General features: G+C 56.3%; 18 protein-coding genes. 9 read left to right on the forward strand and 9 right to left on the reverse strand.

Annotation, left to right across the window (positions count from 1 at the left end):
• Nucleotides 1-61: 61 nt before the first annotated feature.
• Nucleotides 62-271 carry a hypothetical protein gene (locus tag HQL52_06680; protein MBF0369125.1) on the reverse strand — a complete coding sequence of 70 codons (210 nt, stop codon included), beginning with the start codon at nt 269-271 and terminating at the stop codon, nt 62-64.
• On the reverse strand, nt 268-1242 hold the full coding sequence (locus HQL52_06685; protein MBF0369126.1) for a polysaccharide deacetylase family protein: 975 nt from the start codon (nt 1240-1242) through the stop codon (nt 268-270). The genes HQL52_06680 and HQL52_06685 overlap by 4 nt, the downstream gene beginning before the upstream one ends.
• A 434-nt stretch (nt 1243-1676) precedes the next feature.
• Between HQL52_06685 and HQL52_06690 the strand changes: the two genes are divergently transcribed.
• Both HQL52_06690 and HQL52_06695 read left to right on the forward strand, forming a co-directional pair.
• On the forward strand, nt 1677-2558 hold the full coding sequence (locus HQL52_06690; GenBank protein MBF0369127.1) for a cytochrome c: 882 nt from the start codon (nt 1677-1679) through the stop codon (nt 2556-2558).
• A gap of 492 nt (nt 2559-3050) precedes the next feature.
• Nucleotides 3051-3344 carry an STAS domain-containing protein gene (locus HQL52_06695; protein MBF0369128.1) on the forward strand — a complete coding sequence of 98 codons (294 nt, stop codon included), beginning with the start codon at nt 3051-3053 and terminating at the stop codon, nt 3342-3344.
• A gap of 87 nt (nt 3345-3431) precedes the next feature.
• On the opposite strand, the gene HQL52_06700 is transcribed toward HQL52_06695, so the two are convergent.
• The 3 genes from HQL52_06700 to HQL52_06710 form a co-directional block, all read right to left on the reverse strand.
• Nucleotides 3432-4529 carry a class I SAM-dependent methyltransferase gene (locus HQL52_06700; protein MBF0369129.1) on the reverse strand — a complete coding sequence of 366 codons (1098 nt, stop codon included), beginning with the start codon at nt 4527-4529 and terminating at the stop codon, nt 3432-3434.
• Between the two features lie 7 nt (nt 4530-4536).
• On the reverse strand, nt 4537-5628 hold the full coding sequence (locus HQL52_06705; GenBank protein ID MBF0369130.1) for a nitronate monooxygenase: 1092 nt from the start codon (nt 5626-5628) through the stop codon (nt 4537-4539).
• A gap of 80 nt (nt 5629-5708) precedes the next feature.
• Nucleotides 5709-6758: a folate-binding protein YgfZ gene (locus tag HQL52_06710; protein MBF0369131.1), complete on the reverse strand. Its 1050-nt coding sequence runs from the start codon at nt 6756-6758 to the stop codon at nt 5709-5711.
• Between the two features lie 160 nt (nt 6759-6918).
• Between HQL52_06710 and thiC the strand changes: the two genes are divergently transcribed.
• From thiC to ligA, 4 genes are all read left to right on the forward strand, one after another.
• Nucleotides 6919-8325: a phosphomethylpyrimidine synthase ThiC gene (gene thiC / locus HQL52_06715; protein ID MBF0369132.1), complete on the forward strand. Its 1407-nt coding sequence runs from the start codon at nt 6919-6921 to the stop codon at nt 8323-8325.
• Between the two features lie 20 nt (nt 8326-8345).
• Nucleotides 8346-9386 (forward strand): DegT/DnrJ/EryC1/StrS aminotransferase family protein, encoded by a 1041-nt coding sequence (locus tag HQL52_06720; protein ID MBF0369133.1) that lies wholly within the window; start codon nt 8346-8348, stop codon nt 9384-9386.
• A gap of 62 nt (nt 9387-9448) precedes the next feature.
• The gene (locus HQL52_06725) at nt 9449-10417 is read left to right on the forward strand and encodes a hypothetical protein (GenBank protein MBF0369134.1); all 969 of its coding nucleotides are present in this window, start codon (nt 9449-9451) and stop codon (nt 10415-10417) included.
• A 97-nt stretch (nt 10418-10514) separates the two neighbouring features.
• Nucleotides 10515-12557, forward strand: a complete 2043-nt coding sequence (ligA, locus tag HQL52_06730; protein MBF0369135.1) for an NAD-dependent DNA ligase LigA — start codon at nt 10515-10517, stop codon at nt 12555-12557.
• A gap of 168 nt (nt 12558-12725) precedes the next feature.
• Here ligA and HQL52_06735 read toward each other — a convergent pair whose 3' ends face one another.
• Complete coding sequence (locus HQL52_06735) at nt 12726-13187, reverse strand: hypothetical protein (protein ID MBF0369136.1); 462 nt, start codon at nt 13185-13187, stop codon at nt 12726-12728.
• Nucleotides 13188-13719: 532 nt separating this feature from the next.
• Between HQL52_06735 and HQL52_06740 the strand changes: the two genes are divergently transcribed.
• Complete coding sequence (locus HQL52_06740) at nt 13720-14217, forward strand: four-helix bundle copper-binding protein (protein ID MBF0369137.1); 498 nt, start codon at nt 13720-13722, stop codon at nt 14215-14217.
• A gap of 46 nt (nt 14218-14263) precedes the next feature.
• Here HQL52_06740 and HQL52_06745 read toward each other — a convergent pair whose 3' ends face one another.
• The 3 genes from HQL52_06745 to hisC form a co-directional block, all read right to left on the reverse strand.
• Nucleotides 14264-14536: a hypothetical protein gene (locus tag HQL52_06745; protein MBF0369138.1), complete on the reverse strand. Its 273-nt coding sequence runs from the start codon at nt 14534-14536 to the stop codon at nt 14264-14266.
• Between the two features lie 158 nt (nt 14537-14694).
• Complete coding sequence (locus HQL52_06750) at nt 14695-15423, reverse strand: sulfite exporter TauE/SafE family protein (protein MBF0369139.1); 729 nt, start codon at nt 15421-15423, stop codon at nt 14695-14697.
• A 332-nt stretch (nt 15424-15755) separates the two neighbouring features.
• Complete coding sequence (hisC, locus tag HQL52_06755; GenBank protein MBF0369140.1) at nt 15756-16847, reverse strand: histidinol-phosphate transaminase; 1092 nt, start codon at nt 16845-16847, stop codon at nt 15756-15758.
• A gap of 484 nt (nt 16848-17331) precedes the next feature.
• Here hisC and HQL52_06760 point away from each other — a divergent pair, with 484 nt between their 5' ends.
• Both HQL52_06760 and HQL52_06765 read left to right on the forward strand, forming a co-directional pair.
• Complete coding sequence (locus HQL52_06760; GenBank protein MBF0369141.1) at nt 17332-18078, forward strand: Crp/Fnr family transcriptional regulator; 747 nt, start codon at nt 17332-17334, stop codon at nt 18076-18078.
• Nucleotides 18079-18271: 193 nt separating this feature from the next.
• Nucleotides 18272-21379 carry a nitrate- and nitrite sensing domain-containing protein gene (locus HQL52_06765; GenBank protein ID MBF0369142.1) on the forward strand — a complete coding sequence of 1036 codons (3108 nt, stop codon included), beginning with the start codon at nt 18272-18274 and terminating at the stop codon, nt 21377-21379.
• Nucleotides 21380-21533: the final 154 nt, after the last annotated feature.

Raw genomic sequence — 21533 nt, forward strand, 5'->3', positions numbered from 1 at the left:
TTTTTTTTTGGGATTTTAATCAATTGAGACCCATGCAGGGGGCCTCCCTCAGGTTTTGCTCTCACGGCTTTAAAATCCGCCCACGCAAAATTTGCAGCAAAAACCGCAGGGAAGCCACGATCCCGGCAAAAATTTGCAATGAATTGAAGATTCGAAAGAAAAATCGCTCAAACCGCACCAGCCTGGGCAGCGCCCTCCAGGGCCTCAAGAGCAGGAGTATGGGCCACCAGCGACGCAAAAAGAGGCTCAACCTTCCCCAAAAACGATTCATGATCCGCTCCTTGTGTTCGACTTGTTCTGGTCATTTGGCCTGGATTTTGGCTTTTTCATCTGTCGAATGACCTCAATATGGTCCATCCGGGGCAGCTCCAGGAGGCTTTTGGGGGTGTCGAACAGATCGGTACGAAAACCGACCCGCACTCCGATGGAGGATAAAAACCGCAACGTTTCGGCATCATAGGCGTTGCAGGGGTAGGAGACCGTGATGGGATCCTCTCCGGTGATCGCCTTCAGATGACGGGCGTTGGTGGTATATTCGGCTTCCTGGCGGGCCTGGGGGAGATCGATGATGCGGTTGTGGTGGCTGTGGCTGTGGAGGCCGATCACGAAGCCGGCATCATGAAGCTCTTTGAGTTGTTCGGGCTTCATCCAGAGCTGATCGCTGATTTTATCGGCATCAAAACCGTTGCCGCTGATCATGGTGTCCATGACGGTCTCATAGCGTTCCGCCCCCAAAATCGTATTGCGCACATAGCGAAAGGTGCGGTCGTTGTTGGAATAAAAACGGTGGGGGGCGAGATAGCCCGCCGGGTCGAACCCCTCAAGCCCCTGGGTGATCTGATCCCAGAGGTCGAGCTTGCGGCAGGTTTGATAAAAAGCCCCGTAAAAGGCATCCACATGGTCAAACTGCACCGTGCGAAAATAGCGATAGATCTCCAATGTATCCTTTTCACCGCTCATGGGGCCGGTATAGGCGAACCAAAAGGCGGTCAATCCCAGCTCCCGCATCACCGGCACCGCGATATCATACTGGCAGCGGAGGCCGTCGTCGAAGGAGAGGCAGAGGTCGTTCTCACCCAGGGTGCCCGCCTGCACCCGATCCAGCCACTCATGAGCCGGAAGCAGGCGATCCATGCCGACATGCTCCAGCAGCTCCCGAAACTCCCCACCACTGATCGCCCCCTGCCCACGGGGGTGCTGCTGGTTATGGAAATGATGAAACATGATGGCGTAGGGGCTCATGGATCTCTTTCAGAGGCTGAGGCGTAAAAAAAATTCCGGGATGGGGGAGCGATTGCCGGAATCAGCCACCTCTGGCCGAATGGGGTGATGGAATGGATCTTTTCCCGTGGGAATTCACTCGGTTTGGCTGAGCACGATGGTTTTGATGGGGTGATGTGGGGTGTTTTCCGTTCACCCTTCTGATTCAGAGGGTACTCGGGGGTTTGGGGTGTTGGAAAGGTATCTTCACATACAGGGGTGGGCTTGAGGGGTTGGATGAAGGGAAAAAGGTGGGCTGGCACTAGGGATGGCGTCTGTTCAGATGCACCATGACAGTTGCTGAAAACGGCCTTCAGGGGAGAGGTTTTGGCTATAAGCGAGTGGCAAATAGCGGCTGGAACTGGCAGGATGATTCCTTCAGTTTCCGAAATCGACCACCCTTCATGAGGATCCCCATGAAACATCCCCGAATCATCGTTTTTGCGCTGCTTTTGGCCTGTATCGTCACCCTGGATTTTGCCAAGGCCGGGTCAACCCCCCAAACCGCCACCATCGAGCTGCCCCCCGCTTCTCTGGCCGCCTGGTACAAACCCCAAAACAAACGGCAGGTGTGGCTGCACACCATGTTTCGTCTGGGGCAATCATTCCAGGCGGTGCGCGATAGTGCCGAAGGGGGGGATGGTGAGGCCCTCAACCGCTGGGCGGGGATTTTTACCGAGACCTATGGAAAGCTCACCCAAATGGTCCCCGAATGGGCCGAAGAGGTGGATGGGGAAGCCGCGACGGCTTTGAGTGCTGCGGCCAGCCAGGGAGATGTCAAAGGGGTCAAAAGCGCTCTGAGAAAACTGGGACACACCTGCCGCTCCTGTCACGGGCAATACAAACTCGGTGTGGTGGCCCTGCTGCGGGCGCCGGATTTCAGCGGTGTGGAGATTCCAGGAAGCCCGGGAGAAATGGCAGAGGATTATCACGGCAGCATGAAAATCCTGCGCCGGGATCTGGCCCGCTTGAAAACAGCCCGGGAGGATGGCCAGATGGCAGCAGCCCGCACCCATGTGGATCAACTGAAAGAGCGCCTGATGCGAATGGCCAAGAGCTGTTCGGCCTGCCACCGGGGGGAGGAGCCCCAGGCACGGATTTTGGGGGAGCACACCTTCCAGGTGATGGATCAACTGAAAGCCGCCCTGGTAGCACCCCACGATCCCACAAAGAGCGGTCGGCTGTTGGGTGAATTTGGCTATACCGTCTGTGGCCGCTGTCACAGCATCCATCGCAGCGCCTCAGCCATTCGCCATCTGCTCCAGGAAGCTGCCGGGGAAGGTCAGCACACTCACTGAGGCTGAATTCGGATAAGAGGGGGGCAGATAAAAAACGAGACTGTTTTTTTACGGCCACACTTTTAATAGTAGGTCTACTTCAGAATTGGACACCCTTCTCTGACTCGTCATCCCCGCGAAGGCGGGGATCCAGAGGGATAATCATGGCTCTCAAGGAAAAACCAAATCTTCAGAAAGTCCGGTGTTTTGCTGAAAGTGAAGCAAGATTTGGAAAGGTTTGTGCCAGACTCCCTGGATTCCCGCATTCGCGGAAATGACGAAAAAGGGCAACGGCATATGTCTAATTCTTGATTCGAATGGCTATAAGCACCGAAAAGCATTCCCCTGGATGGGGGGTGGTTTTCGGTGTTGCTGGGTGGATTTTGTTATCAAAATTTGATTGTTGTTAATAAAATGTTACGGCGTGTTGACTTGCTTTTCCCTTCTGTTGGATATTGCTTATGATTTGATATTGATAACTTGTGGGAGTTGGGCGTCAACTGGGGGTGTATTGTGAATGTTGAGAGAGATGAAACGGGTGCGTTGGTCGTTCGCCTGGAAAAAGAGTTTACCTTCAATTTTCGCGAGAAGTTTCGCAAGGCTTATATCGATAACCCCGCAGGAACCCGCTATGTTCTGGATTTTGGTCGGGTCACCTATATCGACAGTAGCGCTTTGGGGATGCTGCTATTGATGCATGAGCACAACGGCGGGGGAAACACGGAAATAAAATTGACCAACATTCAGGATAGGGTCCGAAAAATTTTGCAGGTAGCCAATTTTGATCGGCTTTTTGCCATATCCTGAGGGCGGTTGTCCACCCTTCTATTGGCACCAGTGATTAATCCCAAACAATTATATAAAGAAGAGGGGGTTTGGGGGAGATTTTCTCCCTCAAGATTTTTTTCTTGATCTGGATGCTGCCCTTCCCTTAACCCCCCGCCAAACCCGAAACCCTTCGGTATCCGCGACCACCTCAACCTGATCCAGACAATCAGCCATCATCCACCCCAAATCCCAAAAGCGGTTGCCCACCAGCCACATCCCGCCACCGGGTTGCAGCCGCTTGGCTGCCGCCGGAATGAACTGTTGGGTGGCGCTCTGGTCCGGGGCTTCACCGCGATGGCGGGGAGGGTTGGCGAGAATATGGGAAAATGTCATGCCTTCGAGGAGGTGACCCACCCCATCTTCGGCGATCACCCGACACGATCTCTCCAGGCCATTGAGCTGGATGCCCCGCTCACAAGAACGCACAGCCGATATTTGATCGTCGCTCATCACCACCTGGAGGCCGGGATGGCGGCGGGCCAGGCTCAAACCCAGCACCCCCGAACCACACCCCCAATCAAGAAGCTGACCAGTGAGATTTTCCGGCAGGCTCTCAAGCAGCAAACGGGAGGCTGGATCCAGCTCCTGCCAGGAAAAAACGCCGGGACGGCTGGCAAGCTCCACCCCTGCCGCCTGAATCCGGTGGAATCCTTCATCATCCAGAGCCGGTGCTGAGACAGGCTTGCCCGGGGCTGGGGTGAAAACGCTCTCTCGACCCAGGGAAAGCAGGCGCACATGTCCCCGATAGGTTTCAGTCGCCGCTTCGGAAAAGCGTTTGCCAATCCCCTCGATCCCGCTTTCACGACTGCCGAAAATCCATAAGCGACCCGTCTGCCCCAGGGATGCCAAGGCGGATTCCACCAGGCTGCGGGCGGCTTCCCGTCCGGGGGGCAGCTCCAGAAGGATATGATTGGCTGGGGTGTGGGCGGTGGGATGGTCGTGGAGTTGGATCGTGAGACTGGGATATTGCTGACGAAATCGTTTGGTGATGGAGACCCGCCCCGCCACCACCGTGCCGTTAAATCCGGAGGGGATCAGGTGATCCAGGGGGCTTGGAAAATCAGCGGGCCAGTGGCTGAGATAGAGATGGGAGAGCTGCCCGATGGGACAATCATCGGCCAGTCTGCGCAAAAACCGCTCCATCCCCCGGACATTGGGCCGCATGGCGGCATCAGGCCGGGCGGTTTGGGGAGGGCTGTCCGGTCAGCTCTTCAAAAATTTCCCAGATGTGCCGGAGTTCGGTGTGGCGAACGGCGTTGGTGCCGGTAAAAACCAGCCCTTTTTCGATATCCCCCTGCTGGGCCTGATGGAGCGCCTCGGCGATGCAGAAGGTCTCTTCCTCTTCCCGGCAGATGCAGGCATCCAGACAGGTGGCAAAACATTTTTTCGCCACCTCACCCCCGCTGAAGAGGGTTTTGGTGAAGGGGGTTTGCAGGGCACGGCCTGGAAGGCCTGCCGGGGAATCGACAATCACCACGTCTTCAGGGGTGGCGTCGATGAAGGCTTGCTTGTAGACCGGATCAGCGTCGCATTCGTGGGTACAGATAAAACGGCTGGCCATCTGCACCCCTTTGGCCCCCAGTGAAAAGGCCCAGTCGATATCCTTGCGATCCCAGATGCCCCCGGCGGTGATGATGGGGATTTCGTCGCCATACTCCTTGCGGGACCATTCCGCCAGCTCGGGAATGACCCGGGCGGTGGAATATTCTTCGCTGCCCAAAAGTTCCCGTTTGATACCCAGATGTCCCCCGGCTTCGTTGGGATCTTCAAAAACAATGGCGTCGGGCAGGCGCTTATAGAGTTTGAACCAGCGCTTGGCCATGAGTCTGGCCGCCCGCAGGGAGGAGACGATGGGAACCAGAGCGGTATCGGGATGGCTTGCGGCGAATTCCGGCAGGCGCAGGGGCAGTCCGGCGCCCGCGACGATCACCTGAGCGCCATTTTCCACCGAGGTGCGCACCATGGATTCGAAATCCCGGATGGCCACCATGCAGTTGGTGCCGATAATGCCTGTGGGGCTCATCTCCCGGGCGAGGTGCAGCTCGTCCACCAGGGCCTTGGCGTTGGCCCGGTAGTAGTCTTTGCCTTTTTTATAATATTTCGAGGCCAGGGAGAGGGCCACCGTGGCGATGAGACCCAAGCCTCCTTCGTTGCCGACGGCCGCAGCCAGGCCGTGGGCTGAAACCCGCACACCCATGCCTCCCTGAATGATGGGCACGGGTAGGGTGTATACGCCGATTTTGAGTGGCGGTAACGGTGGCAATGGGGTCTGGGAGGTGGTCATGGCTGGTTCTTATACTGGAAATTGTCGGGCAAGCCAACGTTTGTCGGCGAAAGGGGAGGTCAGGTCCATGTGGCCCAAGGGGGTTTGTGGGCGGTAACCGGTCGGCCCAAGGCGGTGAGGGGCTTGCCACTCGCCACATCGGACAGGCGCAGAATCGCCAGACCCAGGCAGTTACCGTTATCTTTCGAGAGGCTGGTGAGAATGCCCGCTTCCTTGTCATCCGCAATCAGGATGGGTGTCCCCACAGGGAGTGCCTCTCCACCTTCCAGAGTGATGGCATGGAGACGTTTTTTCAAGGTGCCGCGATGATGGGTCCGGGCAATGGTCTCCTGACCGACATAACAGCCCTTGGTAAAATCGACCCCATTCATCTCCACAAGCCCCGTTTCCGTGGGGATGGTGGTATCCGGAATCATCTCGTTGCCTCCCCGGGGCAGGCTGTTTTTAATGCGGGCGTGCTCCCAGGATTCGAATCCCGCCGGGGGGAGCTGCTCTGTCAGGCGCTGCCACCAGTCGGGGATAAGGTCCGCCGCCATCAACAACCGATAACCGAAAGCGCCGTGTCGGGGATCCTGCCAGAGACGAACACCCGCCTCCGGGGTGAAGGTAGCCCCCAGGGGAATTTCATCCGGGAGCAGCTCCGGAAAAATCGTGCCGAAAAATTTTTCCGTTTGGGGGCCGATCACCCCCAGCACGCCGAATTGATCGCTGACATCTTCAACTTGCGCCTTGGTGCGTAAAAGATACATCCTGAATTTATTGAGGAGTGCCGGGAGTCGATCCGGATCGGTGATCAGCAAATAGCGGTCTTCGTGCTCGACAACGGTAAAATCCCAGAGATAACGCCCCTGGGGAGAGAGCATGGCGGTGTGGATCGATTCGCCTTCGGTCACTTTTTTGATCTGGTTGGTGATGATGCCGGATAAAAATTTTTCCCGCTCCTCACCCGAAACCGCTACGACTCCCAGGTGGGAAAAATCCACCACAGCGGCATTTTCAAGCAGGGCGTTACGTTCAGTTTGGGCATCGGAAAAGAGCCCAGGGGTCTTTTTTTCCCGATCCTCGGTCCATGAAAAGCTCCCTGAAAGGTGTCCGTCAAGATGGCTCAATGCAAAAACCCCTTGTCAATGTTGGTGGCTGGTCCCCAGAATGGACGACGAGTTGCGAAATTTTTGAATTAAAGAGTGTGATCCCAAAACGACCGGATCTTCAGTGACGACCGGACTGTTTCTACATTTACCCTGACGGAGTTAGACCCACATGAGCCCAATGCGTTCCGAATGGATTCGTGGCCGCGCCGGCAACGTTACCCAGATGCACTACGCCCGGCAAGGGGAGATTACGCCGGAGATGCAATATGTCGCCGACCAGGAACGCCTGGATCCGGAACTGGTGCGTGCCGAAGTAGCCCGGGGACGGATGGTGATCCCGGCCAATATCAACCATCCTGAATTAAAACCCATGGCGATTGGTATCGCCGCCCGGTGTAAAATCAATGCCAATATCGGCAACTCCCAAATCTCCTCAGGCCTGGACGAGGAGCTGGATAAATTGCGCCTCTCCATCCAGCATGGGGCCGATACGGTGATGGATCTTTCCACCGGCAAGGGAATCAACGAAATCCGCCGGGCCATCATCAAAAACGCCCCGGTGCCCATCGGCACAGTCCCCATCTATGAAGTGGTGGAGCGGGTGCCGGATGTGCGGGATTTGACCCCGGAGTTGATTTTGGAGGTGATCGAGGGCCAGGCCAAGCAAGGGGTCGATTATATGACCGTCCATTGCGGCGTGCTGCTCTCGGTGCTGCCTTTGATCGAATCCCGCATCACCAAGATCGTCTCCCGGGGGGGGGCGCTCATGGCCCAGTGGATGCTCTACCACGAAAAGGAAAACCCCCTCTATACCCACTTTGACCAGCTGCTGGATATCTGCGTCGCCCACGATGTGACCCTCTCATTGGGGGATGGCTTGAGACCCGGCTGTCTGCATGACGCCTCCGATGCCGCCCAGTTTGCCGAGCTGAAAATTTTGGGTGAACTCACCAAGCGCGCCTGGGAGCGGGATGTGCAGGTGATGATCGAGGGGCCGGGCCATGTGCCCATGGATCAGATCGCCATGAACATGGAAAAGGAGCGGGAACTCTGCCACGAAGCGCCTTTTTACGTGCTGGGGCCACTGGTGACCGATATCGCTGCGGGTTACGACCAGATCGCCTCTGCCATCGGTGGGGCCATCGCCGCCTGGAATGGCGCTTCCATGCTCTGTTATGTCACTCCCAAGGAGCATCTGGGGCTGCCCAACGCCGAGGATGTGCGGGCGGGCATCATCGCCCACAAAATTGCCGCCCATGCCGCTGATATCGCTCGCAAGCGCCCCGGCGTGCGGGAGCGGGACGATGAAATGAGCCGGGCGCGCTATGGTTTTGACTGGAACCGACAGTTCGAGTTGGCTCTCGATACGGAGCGTGCCCGGGAATATCACGACGAAACCCTGCCGGAAGCCGCTCACAAAACCGCTGAATTTTGCTCCATGTGCGGTCCGCGCTTTTGCGCCTATAAGCTCTCTCGGGAAGTGTCGGAAAAATCCCAAAAACTGGCCGATAAGTTTGTCCCCGGTTTTTGCCCGGAAACCCAAACTGAAGGCGATCCACCCGCCAAAGTGGCCGTTGGCAGCTGAAGCCGGGGAGCCGGGGTCTGATGACAGCGGTCCCTGTCCCTGCCAACGCCACACCCCCCTCTGATTCCCCCGGGTCGATTCCCTTATATCGACTGGAGTTGACCCGGGGGGACGAAGCCCGAGTTTTGCAGCAGTTGGCCCGGGAGCCCTTTGTGGATCGGGCTTTGGTGGAAGCGTGGGAAGGGGCGTGGTCCGATCTTTGGTGGCGTCCGGCGTGCGCCTTTGCCGACAGCGTTGATCTCATCGCCACCCTGAAAAAAATTTACGGCTGGCGCTCCGGGGATGTGGTGGTGGCTGATCCCCTGGTGAATCCCATCTGGCGGGAGGGCTTGGCTGCGGCCTGGCTCCACACCGCCCCGGTGGATATCGATCCCCTCACCGGCTTGGCCACCGAACAATCTCCCCTCTATCCCCCTGAAGGGGGTACCCCCCAAGCCCGAATCGTGCAACATACATTGGGTCATCCCCACCGCATATTTCGCTGGGAAACCACTGTTCTGGAAGATGTTTCCGCCATCCTGAAGCCCCTTCCGGGGTGTGGTGGAGGGGATCTTCAGATGTTGAGCCTGGATCCCAACCGCATGGTGCGTGCAGGTGAGGGCGTGGTGGCGCTCTCTGAGGATAAAAACCTCATCCAAACCCTGAAAAAACATCGTCCCCGCCTCCCCGCAGCGGGTGCTGTGGCCCTGGGGCTCTCCCAGCTTTCCCGGATCGACCGGATTCTTGAAGGGCGTGAACACCTGGCAAAAAATTATTTGGCCCTGCGGGATCGGGGCCTGTTCCATAAACCATCCAACCCCCAAAGGGGCCGGGCCTGGGACGGTTTTTTTTTGGTGATGAGATCCCCCGAAGCCCGGGAATCCCTGAAAGCATTTTTAAATAAATCCAATATTTTGGCCGATTCTCCCCTCTGGTTTAAGTCTCAAGTTCTGGATCAACTGCCTGGTTTGGAGGGGTTTTTGGCAACCTCCCTGGCTCTCCCCCTCTATCTTCCCCTCACCCCCCGGGAGCAGAAGCGGGTCATTAATCGAGTGCATCGCTGGGTGGAAAAGCGCTTTTAATGATTTTCGTTGGCTGATATCTTGTCTGTTTTGAACAAGACAACCAATGGAAAGGGGGAAACATGGATTCCGAATTTCATTACTATGTCACCGGATTGATTGCCCAAAGGGCTGGCTTTTCCGACAGGGATGCCAAAATTATCGCCTGCTCATCGGAGTATGTGGATGAAAACGATCTCTGTTTTAAGATCGAAGATGCACAAACGGGCGATATATATGAAAATTTTATCAGTCAAACGATGAACATTCTCCTGCCCAAGCAGGAGCTTATGCGGATTTATCCCATTTTCCATTTTGTGCCGGGAGATCCCACTGCCAAAAGCGCACGCAGAAAAGATGGCAAGATGCACATCCTCAACACCACGCCGGACAATGACAGAGCCAAAGCGCTTTTGGCCGATGCTTTCGGGGCGACCGGCTCCCTGCTGCCTTACCGTATCGGTATCGCCTCCCACGCCTATGTGGATACCTGGGCACATCAAAATTTTGTCGGGTGGTACAGTGACTTTAACCAGATTGGCAGCAACATCATCCCCAACATCGGTCACGCCGATGCCATACACCATCCGGACTGGATTGGTCACCAATGGGTCGATCCCCGCCTGGTGAAGTCGGAGGTCAACAATCAGGTTCGCTTTCTGGAAGCTGCCGAGGCGCTTCTTCGTCAATATTGCACCCACCTGAATAAAACCGATGCAGATGCCCGATGGCGTGCCCTTGAAACGGATCTGGAGGGGGTGTTCAATCCCACCTTTACCGGCCCTGCGATCAAATATAAGGAGGAGCGTCTCAAGGCATTAACCACGTTGACCGGCTTTGCAGAGTTTGATGAGTGGAGATGGTACAAAGAGGCCATCAAAAAGCATTGGCCACCAGTGGATGATTCGGATGGTTATTGGCGAGACGATATAGACAAGGCCGATACCGATTGGTGGCGGTTTCAGGAGTCGGTCAAGGCCCATGAAAAAACAGGGATTCAAGTTCTGAGCGATCTGTTTGAAGAGATGGATGTCAAAATCGATCAAGCCTAGATCGGTTGCATATATTGGCTTTGCAAACTGCCGGGGATCTTCGTGATCTTCGGCAGTTCCTTTTTGGAGGGGGATTTTTGTGGAAAAATAGCCCCCCATGAACCTCCCAACCAAGATAAGCGCCCGGTGCCTTGAGCTGCGCCAACTGATTGCGCACCACAACCACTGCTACCACACCCTGGATGCCCCGGAAATTTCCGATGCCGCCTATGATCAGCTGTTTCGGGAGTTGGTTGAGCTGGAGGAGACATATCCCCAGCTGCTAACTCCCGACTCCCCCAGCCAACGCGTCGGCAGCGCTCCCCTGGATCATTTCACCAAGGTGCACCACGAGGTGCCCATGCTCTCCCTCGATAATCTTTTTACCGAGGTGGCGCTGGCAGAGTTTCATCAGCGGATTCGGGAGACTCTGGGATTGGATGGGGGGGAGGAGGTCGTTATGGTGGCGGAGCCCAAGTTGGATGGGCTTGCCGTGAGTCTCCTCTATGAACAGGGTGTTCTCGTTCGTGCGGCCACTCGGGGGGATGGCCAGGTGGGGGAGGAGGTGACGGCCCACCTGCGCACCATCCGTTCCGCTCCTTTGCGTTTGCTGGGGGAGGGGGTTCCCGATTTGTTGGAGGTGCGGGGGGAGGTGTTTATTCCCCTGGATGATTTTGAAAAAATGAATGAACAGCTCCGCCAAGCTGAAGAAAAACCCTTTGCCAATCCCCGCAACGCAGCCGCTGGTAGCCTCCGGCAGCTGGATCCAAAAATCACCGCCGCACGCCCCTTGGATATTTATATTCACGGTCTGGGGCAGGTTTCTGATGGGGCGTTGCCCCCAACCCAGAGTGAAATATATCAGCAGCTGAAGCTCTGGGGTTTGCCGGTTTCCGACGATTGGCGGGTGGTGACGGGGGTGGCGGGTTGTTTTGACTATTATCAGGAACTACAAGCCCGGCGGGAGCAGCTCCCCTTTGAGGTGGATGGGGTGGTTTACAAGGTGGAGCGGGTGGGGTGGCAGCGGCGTCTTGGTTTTGTAGCCCGGGCACCCCGTTGGGCGGTGGCGCATAAATTTCCGGCCCAGGAAGCCGAGACCACGGTCAACGATATTGAAATCCAGGTGGGTCGCACGGGTGCTTTGACGCCGGTGGCGCGTCTGGAGCCGGTCAATGTTTCCGGGGTGGTGGTGACCAACGCCACGTTGCATAATTTTCAGGAGTTGGAGCGCAAGGATGTGCGGGTGGGGGACCGGGTCCGTGTGCGCCGGGCCGGGGATGTGATTCCGGAGGTGGTGGGGGTGGTGTTGGCACATCGCTCTGAGGGGAGCCAACCCTTTCCCAGGCCAAGCCACTGTCCGGTGTGCCACTCCGAGGCTGTCATCAGTGAAGGGGAGGTGGTGATTCGCTGTCCTGCGGGTCTCTCCTGTCCGGCTCAATGCAAGGAGGCGATTCGCCATTTTGCTTCCCGCAAGGCGATGAATATCGATGGTTTGGGGGAAAAAATAGTCGAGCTGCTGTTGAACGAAGGGATGATCGGCAGCGTGGCTGATCTTTATCGGCTGGCGGAAAAGCGGCAACAGCTGGCGGCTCTCATGGGTTTGGGGGAGAAGTCGGTAGACAATTTATTCAAGGCCATCGAGGAGAGCAAAAAAAGGGATTTGGGCCGTTTTCTTTTTGCCCTGGGTATTCGGGATGTTGGGGAGGCGACGGCGCGTAATCTGGCGGATCATTTTGAAACGCTGGAAGCGCTCCTGGGGGCCACGCCGGAAGCTTTGCTCGGGGTGGGGGAGGTGGGGCCGGTGGTGGCGGAGCGGGTGGGGGGCTTTTTCCAGAGAGAGGAAAACCGTGCCATCGTTGAGCAGCTGGCTCAGGTAGTTGATACCGGATGGCATCGGGCGGCGGTTCGGGAGGTTTCCCAAAAGCCTTTGGCTGGGCAGACGGTGGTGATTACCGGTAGTTTGGAGAAAATGACCCGTCGGGAGGCCAAGGCGCGTTTGGAGGGGTTGGGGGCGAAGGTTTCTGGTTCGATTTCCAAGCGGACCCGTTATTTGGTGGCGGGGGAAAAGCCGGGATCGAAACTCACCAAGGCCCAAGCTTTGGGGGTAGCGGTATTGGATGAGGCGGCCTTTCTCAAGCTACTGGGAGAGATCGCAACATAGAAGTAGGCGTTTTTCTTTTGATTCTATTAATAGGGGTGCAGGGGGATTATCTCCCTGCCGGGTTTGGGCAGAGCCCAAGGTTTTGATTTTGCTTTATCTTTTGAATTTTTTCCATATCCAACGGGTTTGGCCAGAGCCCAAGGTTTTGCTTTTGTTCTCACCTTCTTCTCAATAGCAGCACTCTTCCAGCACATCCCGAAACGAAATCACCTTCCAGCTCTGTTCAGCCCACACCAGTTTAACCCATTGGCGGTGGAGCTGTGGGGGTTGCAGCATTCCGGCGGGGGTGTCTTCCTGGATCACCTGCACCCCCTGAATCTCTGCCTGTTTTCCGCTGAGGGAGAGTTTTTTATCCACAATCATAAACATCGGCGTGCTGATAGGGGGGATTTTCAGCCCTTCCAGCACTTTGGCTTCTTTAAGCTGAACCAGCTCCAGGGCCTGTTCCCGGGAGTGGGCTCGGGCCTCATCGAAGCGGCCAGCCATCAAGGCATTGGCAAATTGTTGATAGGCCGCGATCGCCTCTTTTTCCTGGGTGGTTGGATCCACTTCCCCTCCCCAGGCTGGTAGAGCTGGCAGCCAGAGGAGGATGAACAGGGCCAATCGGGGTGAGAGTCCGCACTGTTTCATAAGAGTCGTTCCAAGTCCTGTTTGATTTTGGCCGGTATTCCCCAGACCATTTTTCCTGATTGGATGAAATGGAATCCCGGGTGGTTTGGTTGGGGGGGAAGCCTGTTTGGGTTTTGCTGGCTATTTTCCAGTCTTTGTTCGAGGGAATCAAACAGGTCATTTCACCCGGTCATGGAGGTCAATGAGCATGAAAAAGCCTGTTGTGTGGTGATTTTTGAGGGTGTTTGGGCGGGGGTGTGGCAAATGACTCAAAAGAATGGATAAAGTTGAGTGATTTCACCTGTTTTATGGTGGGGCTCTTGGGTGTTTTCCTTAAAAATCAACATCATGAAACTTGGTCCGAATATTGACTCTCTACCCTATTCAGTCTAATCAGCCCCCTCTTGGGGTTGTGGGGCTTGGGTCTTCCCTTGGCATCTAAGGTGCAAATCCAGTTCTGCAACCCTTTTTTTTGGGCATAAAGCACCCTTATTCATCAGACCTGCACCTTGGAATAGTCCGCCACCAATCATTGAATCCAGGAGAGAGTACCATGCAAAAATCATCAGATGAGTCCCAAACCGCTGCCGGCAACCCCCTCAACCGCCGGGATCTGCTGGTGGGGGCTTCCACCGTCGGAGCGGGCCTTCTCGCCGCCACCCTGACCCCGGGCAGCGCCCTGGCTGAGATGGATCACGCCCACCATCATGGGGGTGGAACAGCCAATGAAGCGGTGATTGATGCCGCCCTTGATTGCGTCAAGACAGGTTCAATCTGCCTGGATCACTGCATCACCCTCTTGGGGAGTGGGGATGTTGCCATGAAAGAGTGCATGGACTCCGTTTCGGAAATGCTCCCCGCCTGTTCCGCTTTGGCGCGTTTGGCCGCCCTCGATTCAGCCCACCTGAAACAGTTCGCCCAGGTGTGCATCACCATCTGCATCGCTTGTGAAAAAGCCTGTGCCCAGCACAAGGACAAGCATGCCCAATGCCGGGCCTGCATGGAGTCGTGCCAGAAGTGCATCGCGGCCTGCAAAAAGTTGATCGGTTAATCAAATCCGGGTGGCCGGTTCGGCGGAGGCAGCCTTCCCGTTCCGGCTACAACCCGATCATCTGGGTGTGCAATCCCCCATGGGGCAGGCCAAGAGGCCGGAAGAGGGTGAAATCATAGTGCTGCACCAGCCGGTTGATATCGGTGGCGCTCACCCGCTTTGGATCGTAGCGGACATTCATCAGATGGGGATTGTGGGTCTGAAACTGGACTGAATGAACCCCCTCCCGCAGAATCAGGGTGTGGGTCAGGCGCACTCTTTGGTCATCGTCCAGGGTTTCGTCGATGTGAATGGTGATGTCGGCGGGATAGTTTTCCATGGGGGGTCTCCTCAAGCTCGGATGGCGACCGTTATTCGAGGAATTGGGACTTAGCCCTTTGAGTGGCCAAAAAGCCTTTTGGTTCCGATTTTCGGTGGAAAAACAGGCTTTCCAGTCAAAGGTGCCGCCAGTGGGGAAGAGAGGATAAGAGCGTTGGTTTATCCCCCGGCTGAAATATGCAGGATGGCCCGCAGAACAAGCAGCAGTCCCGCAGTGCCGGAGAGGAGCAGCACAGCGGGTTTGGTACGTCCCCGATCCACATAGGGGGTGAAGCGTTTGGAGAGGATAAATCCCACGATGATGCCGGGGGTCAGAATCAACCCCGCCCGGATCTCCCCGGGACCAAATCGATCCACCCCCCACAAAACCGGCAGGGTTATCAGAATCCCCAGGGTAAAATAAGCGGCCAGTGAGCCCCGGAGTCTGGGGCCGGAGACGTTTTGGTAGACCAGCGCCATGGCAGGGCCTCCCAGGCTTGCGGTGGTGCCCATGAAGCCGGAGACCGCTCCTGCCCAGATGAGGTTGGGGGTGGTGGGGTGCAGGTGAATCCCCCGAATGCCAGGGAGGGTCGCCACGATCACGATCACCCCCAGGGTCAGCTCCATCCATCCCCCCGAGAGCATGGTCAAGGTCCAAGCCCCTATCCCGATTCCCCCCAAACGCCCCAAAAAAGCCCACTGGACATCCGCAAACACCACGGCATGGCGTTCCCGATGCCACGTCAGAGCGGTGAGAAAAAAAGCGGCCAGCATCATCGGACCCGGTACCAGAGCCGGGTTGAGCAGAGCCAGAATGGGAATGGCCACCACCGCCGCCCCAAACCCCAAGGCCCCTTGAAGGGCGGCTCCCAAGGTGACGGCAGAGGTGGCGATGATCCACTCCATCAAGGTGAGTTGGATCTCTATGGGTGGGTGCTCACAGAGGGGGAGGCGGCGATTAATTTTGGCATTATGTCCCAGGATGTAGAGGTCAATATAGCAACTCCAATCCAGAATTGGGCATATGCCGTTACTCTTTTGCTGTCATTCCCGCGAATGCGGGAATCCAGAGTGTCTGGCACGAACCTTTCCAAATCTTGCTCCACTTTCAGCAAAACACCGGCCTTTCTTGAAAATTTGGTTTTTCCTTAAGGGCAATCATCACTCCCTGGATCCCCGCCTTCGCGGGGATGACGAGTCAGGGAAGAGTGTCCAATTTTGAGATAGAACTGCTATAGCATCTATCCTGTTTGATTGTTTTCAAGAAGTTGATCCACGACCCCAAGGAATCGATCCATCTCTTCGGGGGTGCCGATGGTGATGCGAAGTTTGTCGGCCAGGTTGGGGTCACTGCCGAAATAGCGCACCAAAAAGCCGTGGGTCTTGAGGTCCGCCAGCCATCCTTCGCCATCCCGTTTTCCCGTGGGGATGGTGGTGAGGATAAAGTTGGCCTGACTTGGAATGACCTGAAAGCCGCGCTCCTGGAGATTTTGGGTGAGTCGCTGCCGTTCTTGACGAATGATCCTGGTGTTTTTTTCGCAGGTTGAGAGGTTTTCCAGAGCCGCCGTAGCCGCTGCCTGGGCCACGGCATCCAGATTGTAGGAATCCCGGACCTTGTGCATTTGGGTGGCGATTTCCCGGGACATGAAGCCCAGACCAATACGCAAGCCTGCCAAGGACAAAGATTTGGAAAAGCTGCGGGTGATGATCAGGTTGTCGTGATCCGGTAGCAGGGGAAGGCCATTATCCATGGCAAAATCCCCGTAGGCCTCATCCAGGACCACCACCCCCGGAGCAGCCTGGCAGAGTCGGGCCACCTCCTCCAGGGAGTTGACATGCCCGGTGGGGGCGTTGGGGCGGGGCAAAAAAATCACTTTGGCGCCGGTATCGGCCAAGGCTGATATGGGTAGTTCGAATCGCTCTCCACCCGCCCAGGGGACCGGAATGAATCGCCCTCCCTGGAGTTGGGTGAGGGGGGCGTAGAGGGTATAGGTGGGGTCTGGGGCTGCCACCCCTTCTCCGGGATCGACGAAGGTGCGCAAAATCATGGTGAGCAGATCGTCGGAGCCGTTGCCCACCACTATCTCTTCAGGAGAAAGCCCATAGGCTGCTGCGGCGGCTTCTCGAACCAGTCTGGCGGATGGCTCCGGGTAGAGGCGCAGACGATCACCCCGGGAGGTTTCCCGAATGGCCGTCAAAACCGCTTCCGGGGGGGGGAAGGGGTTTTCGTTGGTGTTGAGTTTGATCAGGGTTTGCCGGGGGCTGGGCTGCTCTCCGGGAACATATCCGGCCAAGGCGAGTACGTTGGGTCGTACCCACTTGTGAAGGCTCATCTCTTTCTCCCTGTGGCGTCGTGACCTTGGTGGGGAATGATTCTTCTGGCTGTGGGGCTTGGGTTTTATCACGGCTATCCCTGGCTTTTCCCACTTCTGGAAGGCGCAATTTTTAGCTTATTTGGATGGATTAAACAATATGTCACACTGGGCACACTCTGATTTCTGGCCCAGCTGCCATTGTAGTGGTGAGGGTTGCCGGAATGGTTTTTAAAGCGAGGGCAGCTGTCGATGGGGAGGTTATGGTTGGTATCTATAAAATGATTAAAATTCGGCATTTGTTTTGCTGATCGGTGTCATCTATCCTGCTTCTATAATAATGATAGAGCTGTTTTTGTTAACCAGTCTTGACTTTTGTTAACCAAACATTATCCGTTTGCATCTAAAATCAAGCAAGATTTTCTTGCAGAGTTGAGCCGTATTGGATGTTGTTTGATTGATTTTCATCAAAACCAGTCAATTATTTTGTCAAATGGGGGGTGTCGTGACTTTTAACGAAATGGCCAGTAGCTTAAAAAAAACAAAGCTATTTGCCAGCTGCACGGTTGCTCAATTGAAACAGCTCCACCAGATGGCCGAACCGATCACCCTGGAGGAGGGCGATATCTTGGTTCAACAGGACGATGTGGCAGAGTGGTTTTACTGGTTGAAGGGGGGGTGTGTTCAGCTGTTTCGAACCTCTCTCATGGGCAGCCGGAAGATTTATACCCGGCTGGAAAAGGGAGAGTTCGTCGGAGCCGCACTGCTCTTTCAGGAGGATACCCGCCATCCGGTGACGGTGCAGGCGGTGGAGCCAAGCAAGCTTATGGCATTTCGCAAGCAGCCCTTCCGGGAATTTCTCTGGCACTCTCCCGCTACCTGTTTTCGCATGATGGGACTGCTCTCAAGCCGTTTGCAGACCCACATTCAGGATATTTCCGAATTGAGCCTGTGCAGCCCCTCCAGTCGCCTGGCCAATTTTTTGTTGAACCAGATTCCCCCTCCCCTTCAAGAGCGCGCGGTGATTGAGTTGGCGCTCTCCCGGACAGAATTGGCCCAGGAGCTTTCCGTCAAACCGGAGACCCTTTCCCGTCTGCTGGGGCGCTTGCAAAAACAGGGTGTCATTGAGGTGCAAAACCGCATCATTCGGGTTCCCGATGTGGCACAGCTCCAAAAGGAGGCAGGAGGGGAACTGGCGGTTTCCTGTCGGACCGGCCTACCCCAGATGGCCTTTATGCAGGAGATGCGTTAACAGAGGCCTGTTCCAGACCAAACAGCCTGCCATCACGACCATCTCCTGGCGTCATGGCCGATGGTCTGGAGGATGTCCAGCCATGGCCACTCCTGATTTTTGTCAGAGGATCCGCCTGCCATCGATTTTTCCAAGCTTACCCTGATATAGTATCGGATTTTCCTGAGAGCGATTTGGCCGGGGTGAGGGGGGCATGGAAAAACTGCGATTCAGGTTTGGCTTGATGCTGCTGTTTCCCTTGGCTGGGCTCATCTGGTTCAGCGTTCAGGGGGTAGTGGCCAAATATGACATCCTGGAACGCATGGCTGCTCTGGCGGAGCTTGCCGAGCTTGCGGTGGAGAGCAGCGCTCTGGTCCACGAAACCCAGAAGGAGCGGGGCTATACCGCTGGGTTTTTGGGGAGCAGCGGTGAGCAGTTTCGCTCCGAGTTGTCCAGCCAGCGGCAGCGGACCAACCGAAACCTCCTGACCTTTCAAAAAAAAATCAAAGACTTCGATGTCGAGAAAGTTGGCGCTATGGAAGGCATCGGCGCTGATTTTCAGGGGGCACTGGCCCATGCGCTGAGTTATCTTGACGCTATGGCGGCATTTCGTCTGCAGGTGGATCAGCAGAAGATTTCGGTGCAGGAGGCCATCACCCACTATTCCGAAATGAACGCTGCTTTTCTTGAGATGATTGGCGTTCTCTCCAGATTGACCACCAATCCCCAAATGATGTCCCTCATTGCCGGGTATGAATATTTCCTGTTGAGCAAGGAGCGGGCAGGCATCGAGCGGGCGTTGATAACCGGAACCCTGGCCCAGGACCAATTTGCACCGGGTAATCTGCATCAATTTCATACCCTGGTGGCGGAGCAGGAGACCTATACCCGGGTTTTTCTCTCCTTTATGACCGCCAAACAGTCTGCCTTCTATCACAACATGTTGAGCCATGAAGTGGTCTCCCGGGTGGGTCGGTTGCGCCAGATTATCCTGGCCAAAGGGGAGAGGGGATCGTTCGGTATTGATGCCAACGATTGGTTTTATGCCATTACCAAAAAAATCGACCTGCTCAAAGAGGTGGAAAACCGACTTTCCGAGGAGATCCAATATCAGGGGGGGGTGCTGGAGTTGGATGCCGAGTGGGCTTTTCGGGGCTATCTGGTGTTGAACCTCCTGGTGGTGCTGTTGGCCGCCCAGATGGTCCGTTTGGTTCACGAATATATCGGCCGGCTCAGAGGGGCGGAACGGGGGCTTTCCCTGCACCGGGATCATCTGCAGGAGCTGGTCTCCGCGCGTACCGGAGAGCTTTCCACCGCCAATGCCCGCTTGCAGGAGGCGTTGCGGGTGGCGGAGTCGGCCAACGTCGCCAAAGGCCAGTTTGTGGCCACCATGAGCCACGAAATCCGCACCCCTCTCAATGTGGTGCTGGGGATGCTTGAACTTCTCCGGGACGCAAAACTTGACCGGGAAGCCCGGGAGCATGTCAAACTCGCTTCCAGCTCTGGAGAAAATCTCCTCTCCCTGGTCAACAATATTCTCGATTATTCCAAAATCGAAGCGGGGCAGTTTATCTTCGATCAGGTGGATTTTGATCTGCGGGAGTTGATGGAGGAGACTGCGCTGGCCCTCTCCCCCCTGGCCCAGGCCAAGGGGATTGAGCTGACGGTATTCTATCCCAGCGAGCTGCCAGCCCGGGTGATGGGAGATGCCAATCGCCTGCGGCAGGTGTTTACCAACCTCATTGCCAACGCCGTCAAGTTTACCCCGGCTGGGGGGCTGGTGGAGTTTCATGGGGGGCCGGTGGGGCGAAGTGACAAGGGGATTGAATTTCTCTTTGAAGTGCGGGATACCGGCATCGGCGTGGATGAGGCACTACGGGAAAAAATATTTGACCGCTTCACCCAGGCCGACAGTTCCACCACCCGTCTTTATGGGGGCAGCGGTCTGGGCTTGGCCATTTGCAAACATCTGGTAGCCGGGATGGATGGGGAGATCGGGGTGGAGGCCAATGCTTTTGCTGATTCCGGCTCCACCTTCCATTTTACCATTGAGCTGGGGGAGCAGCCCCACCAACCCCGGTTGGCCGAACCCTCCGGCCTGGAGGGTATGCGTGCCCTGGTGGTGGCGGGGGAGGGGATGCAGCTGAGCCGGATTCGCAATATTTTGGATGCCTGGGGGGTGCGCTGTGGTCATGTAACCGCCATCAGCAAGGCGGTGGAGTTGCTGCGTAACTCGGCGGTGGCCAAACATCCCTTTGATCTGGTGATCATCAACGATCGACCCGACGACCACCATCGCCGGGATTTGCCCCTTCTGGAGACCGCCAATACCCCGTCTGCCTTTATTCTCCTCACCGACCATCTGGATTCGGGGTTCGATCAGACCTCCTTTTTGCCGGGGCCAGCCCTCTGCCTGAAAAAAACCTTCACCACCGAACAGCTGCAAAACACCATCCGCTGGTTGATGAAAACACCCTTGGACCCGGGGAGTTCCGTCACACTCTTGCCCAGGGAGCCGGAACGCACCTTTCGTTCGGACGTGCGGATTTTGCTGGTGGACGATCATGAGGCCAATTTGGCTGTGACCCGGGGGATGTTGGCCAAGCTGGGGATTGCCAGCGGGAATATCGTCTCCACCACCCAGGGAGAGGAAGCTTTTGCTGCCTGCCGGGAGGAGGCGTTTGACCTGGTTTTTATGGATTGTCAGATGCCGATCATGGATGGCTACCAAGCGACCCGGGCCATTCGGCAGTGGGCATTGGAAGAGGGGCTGCCTCGGATACCCATTATCGCCTTTACCGCTGATATCACCGGGGAAAATCAGCAGTCTGCCCGGGAAGCGGGTATGGACGATCTGCTGGAAAAGCCGGTCGCCTTGGACGCTTTGCGGGAAAAACTCAGCCGGTTTATCCCCCTGGCGGATTCCCCTCAGCCTGCCACCTCTGAGATATCGTCGGAGGCCACCCTCCCCAAGCCCGCCCTCGCCCAGGTGACCGCCGCTCTGGAGGCCATCGGCCTCACCCAAGAGGATATGGTGGAGGTGGCTGGATTGCTGACGACCCAGATGGAGGAGCTGCTGGGAAATTTGGTGAGGGATCTCAAACGGCGAAATCCCGGCTCGGCCAGGGCCACCTCCCATGTCTTGAAGGGGAGCATCGTCGGCGTCATTTTTCCCGATCTGCGTATTCCCCTGCAAAAGCTGCATAAACAGATCTGTGAAGGACAATGGCAGGCGGCCACAGGTGAGCTTGAAGGGGTTCGGGAGGCTTTCAGTGCGCTTCAGGAGGTGCTGGGGGAGCTTTCGAAAGGGGGCAGTGGTTAAAGCCCAAGACCCTTTCCTGGAGTAGGCGTATCCCCTTTTCGGTGGGTGGCGTTTTCTTCTTCCAGCCGATGGCATCCATCCCATTGGCAACCTGAAGGGGAATCCCGTAATATGTAGAGTTCTGATATTTTGAGGTGCCATGGTTCTCTTTTTG

This window comes from Magnetococcales bacterium, assembly GCA_015232395.1.
GTDB lineage: Bacteria > Pseudomonadota > Magnetococcia > Magnetococcales > JADFZT01 > JADFZT01.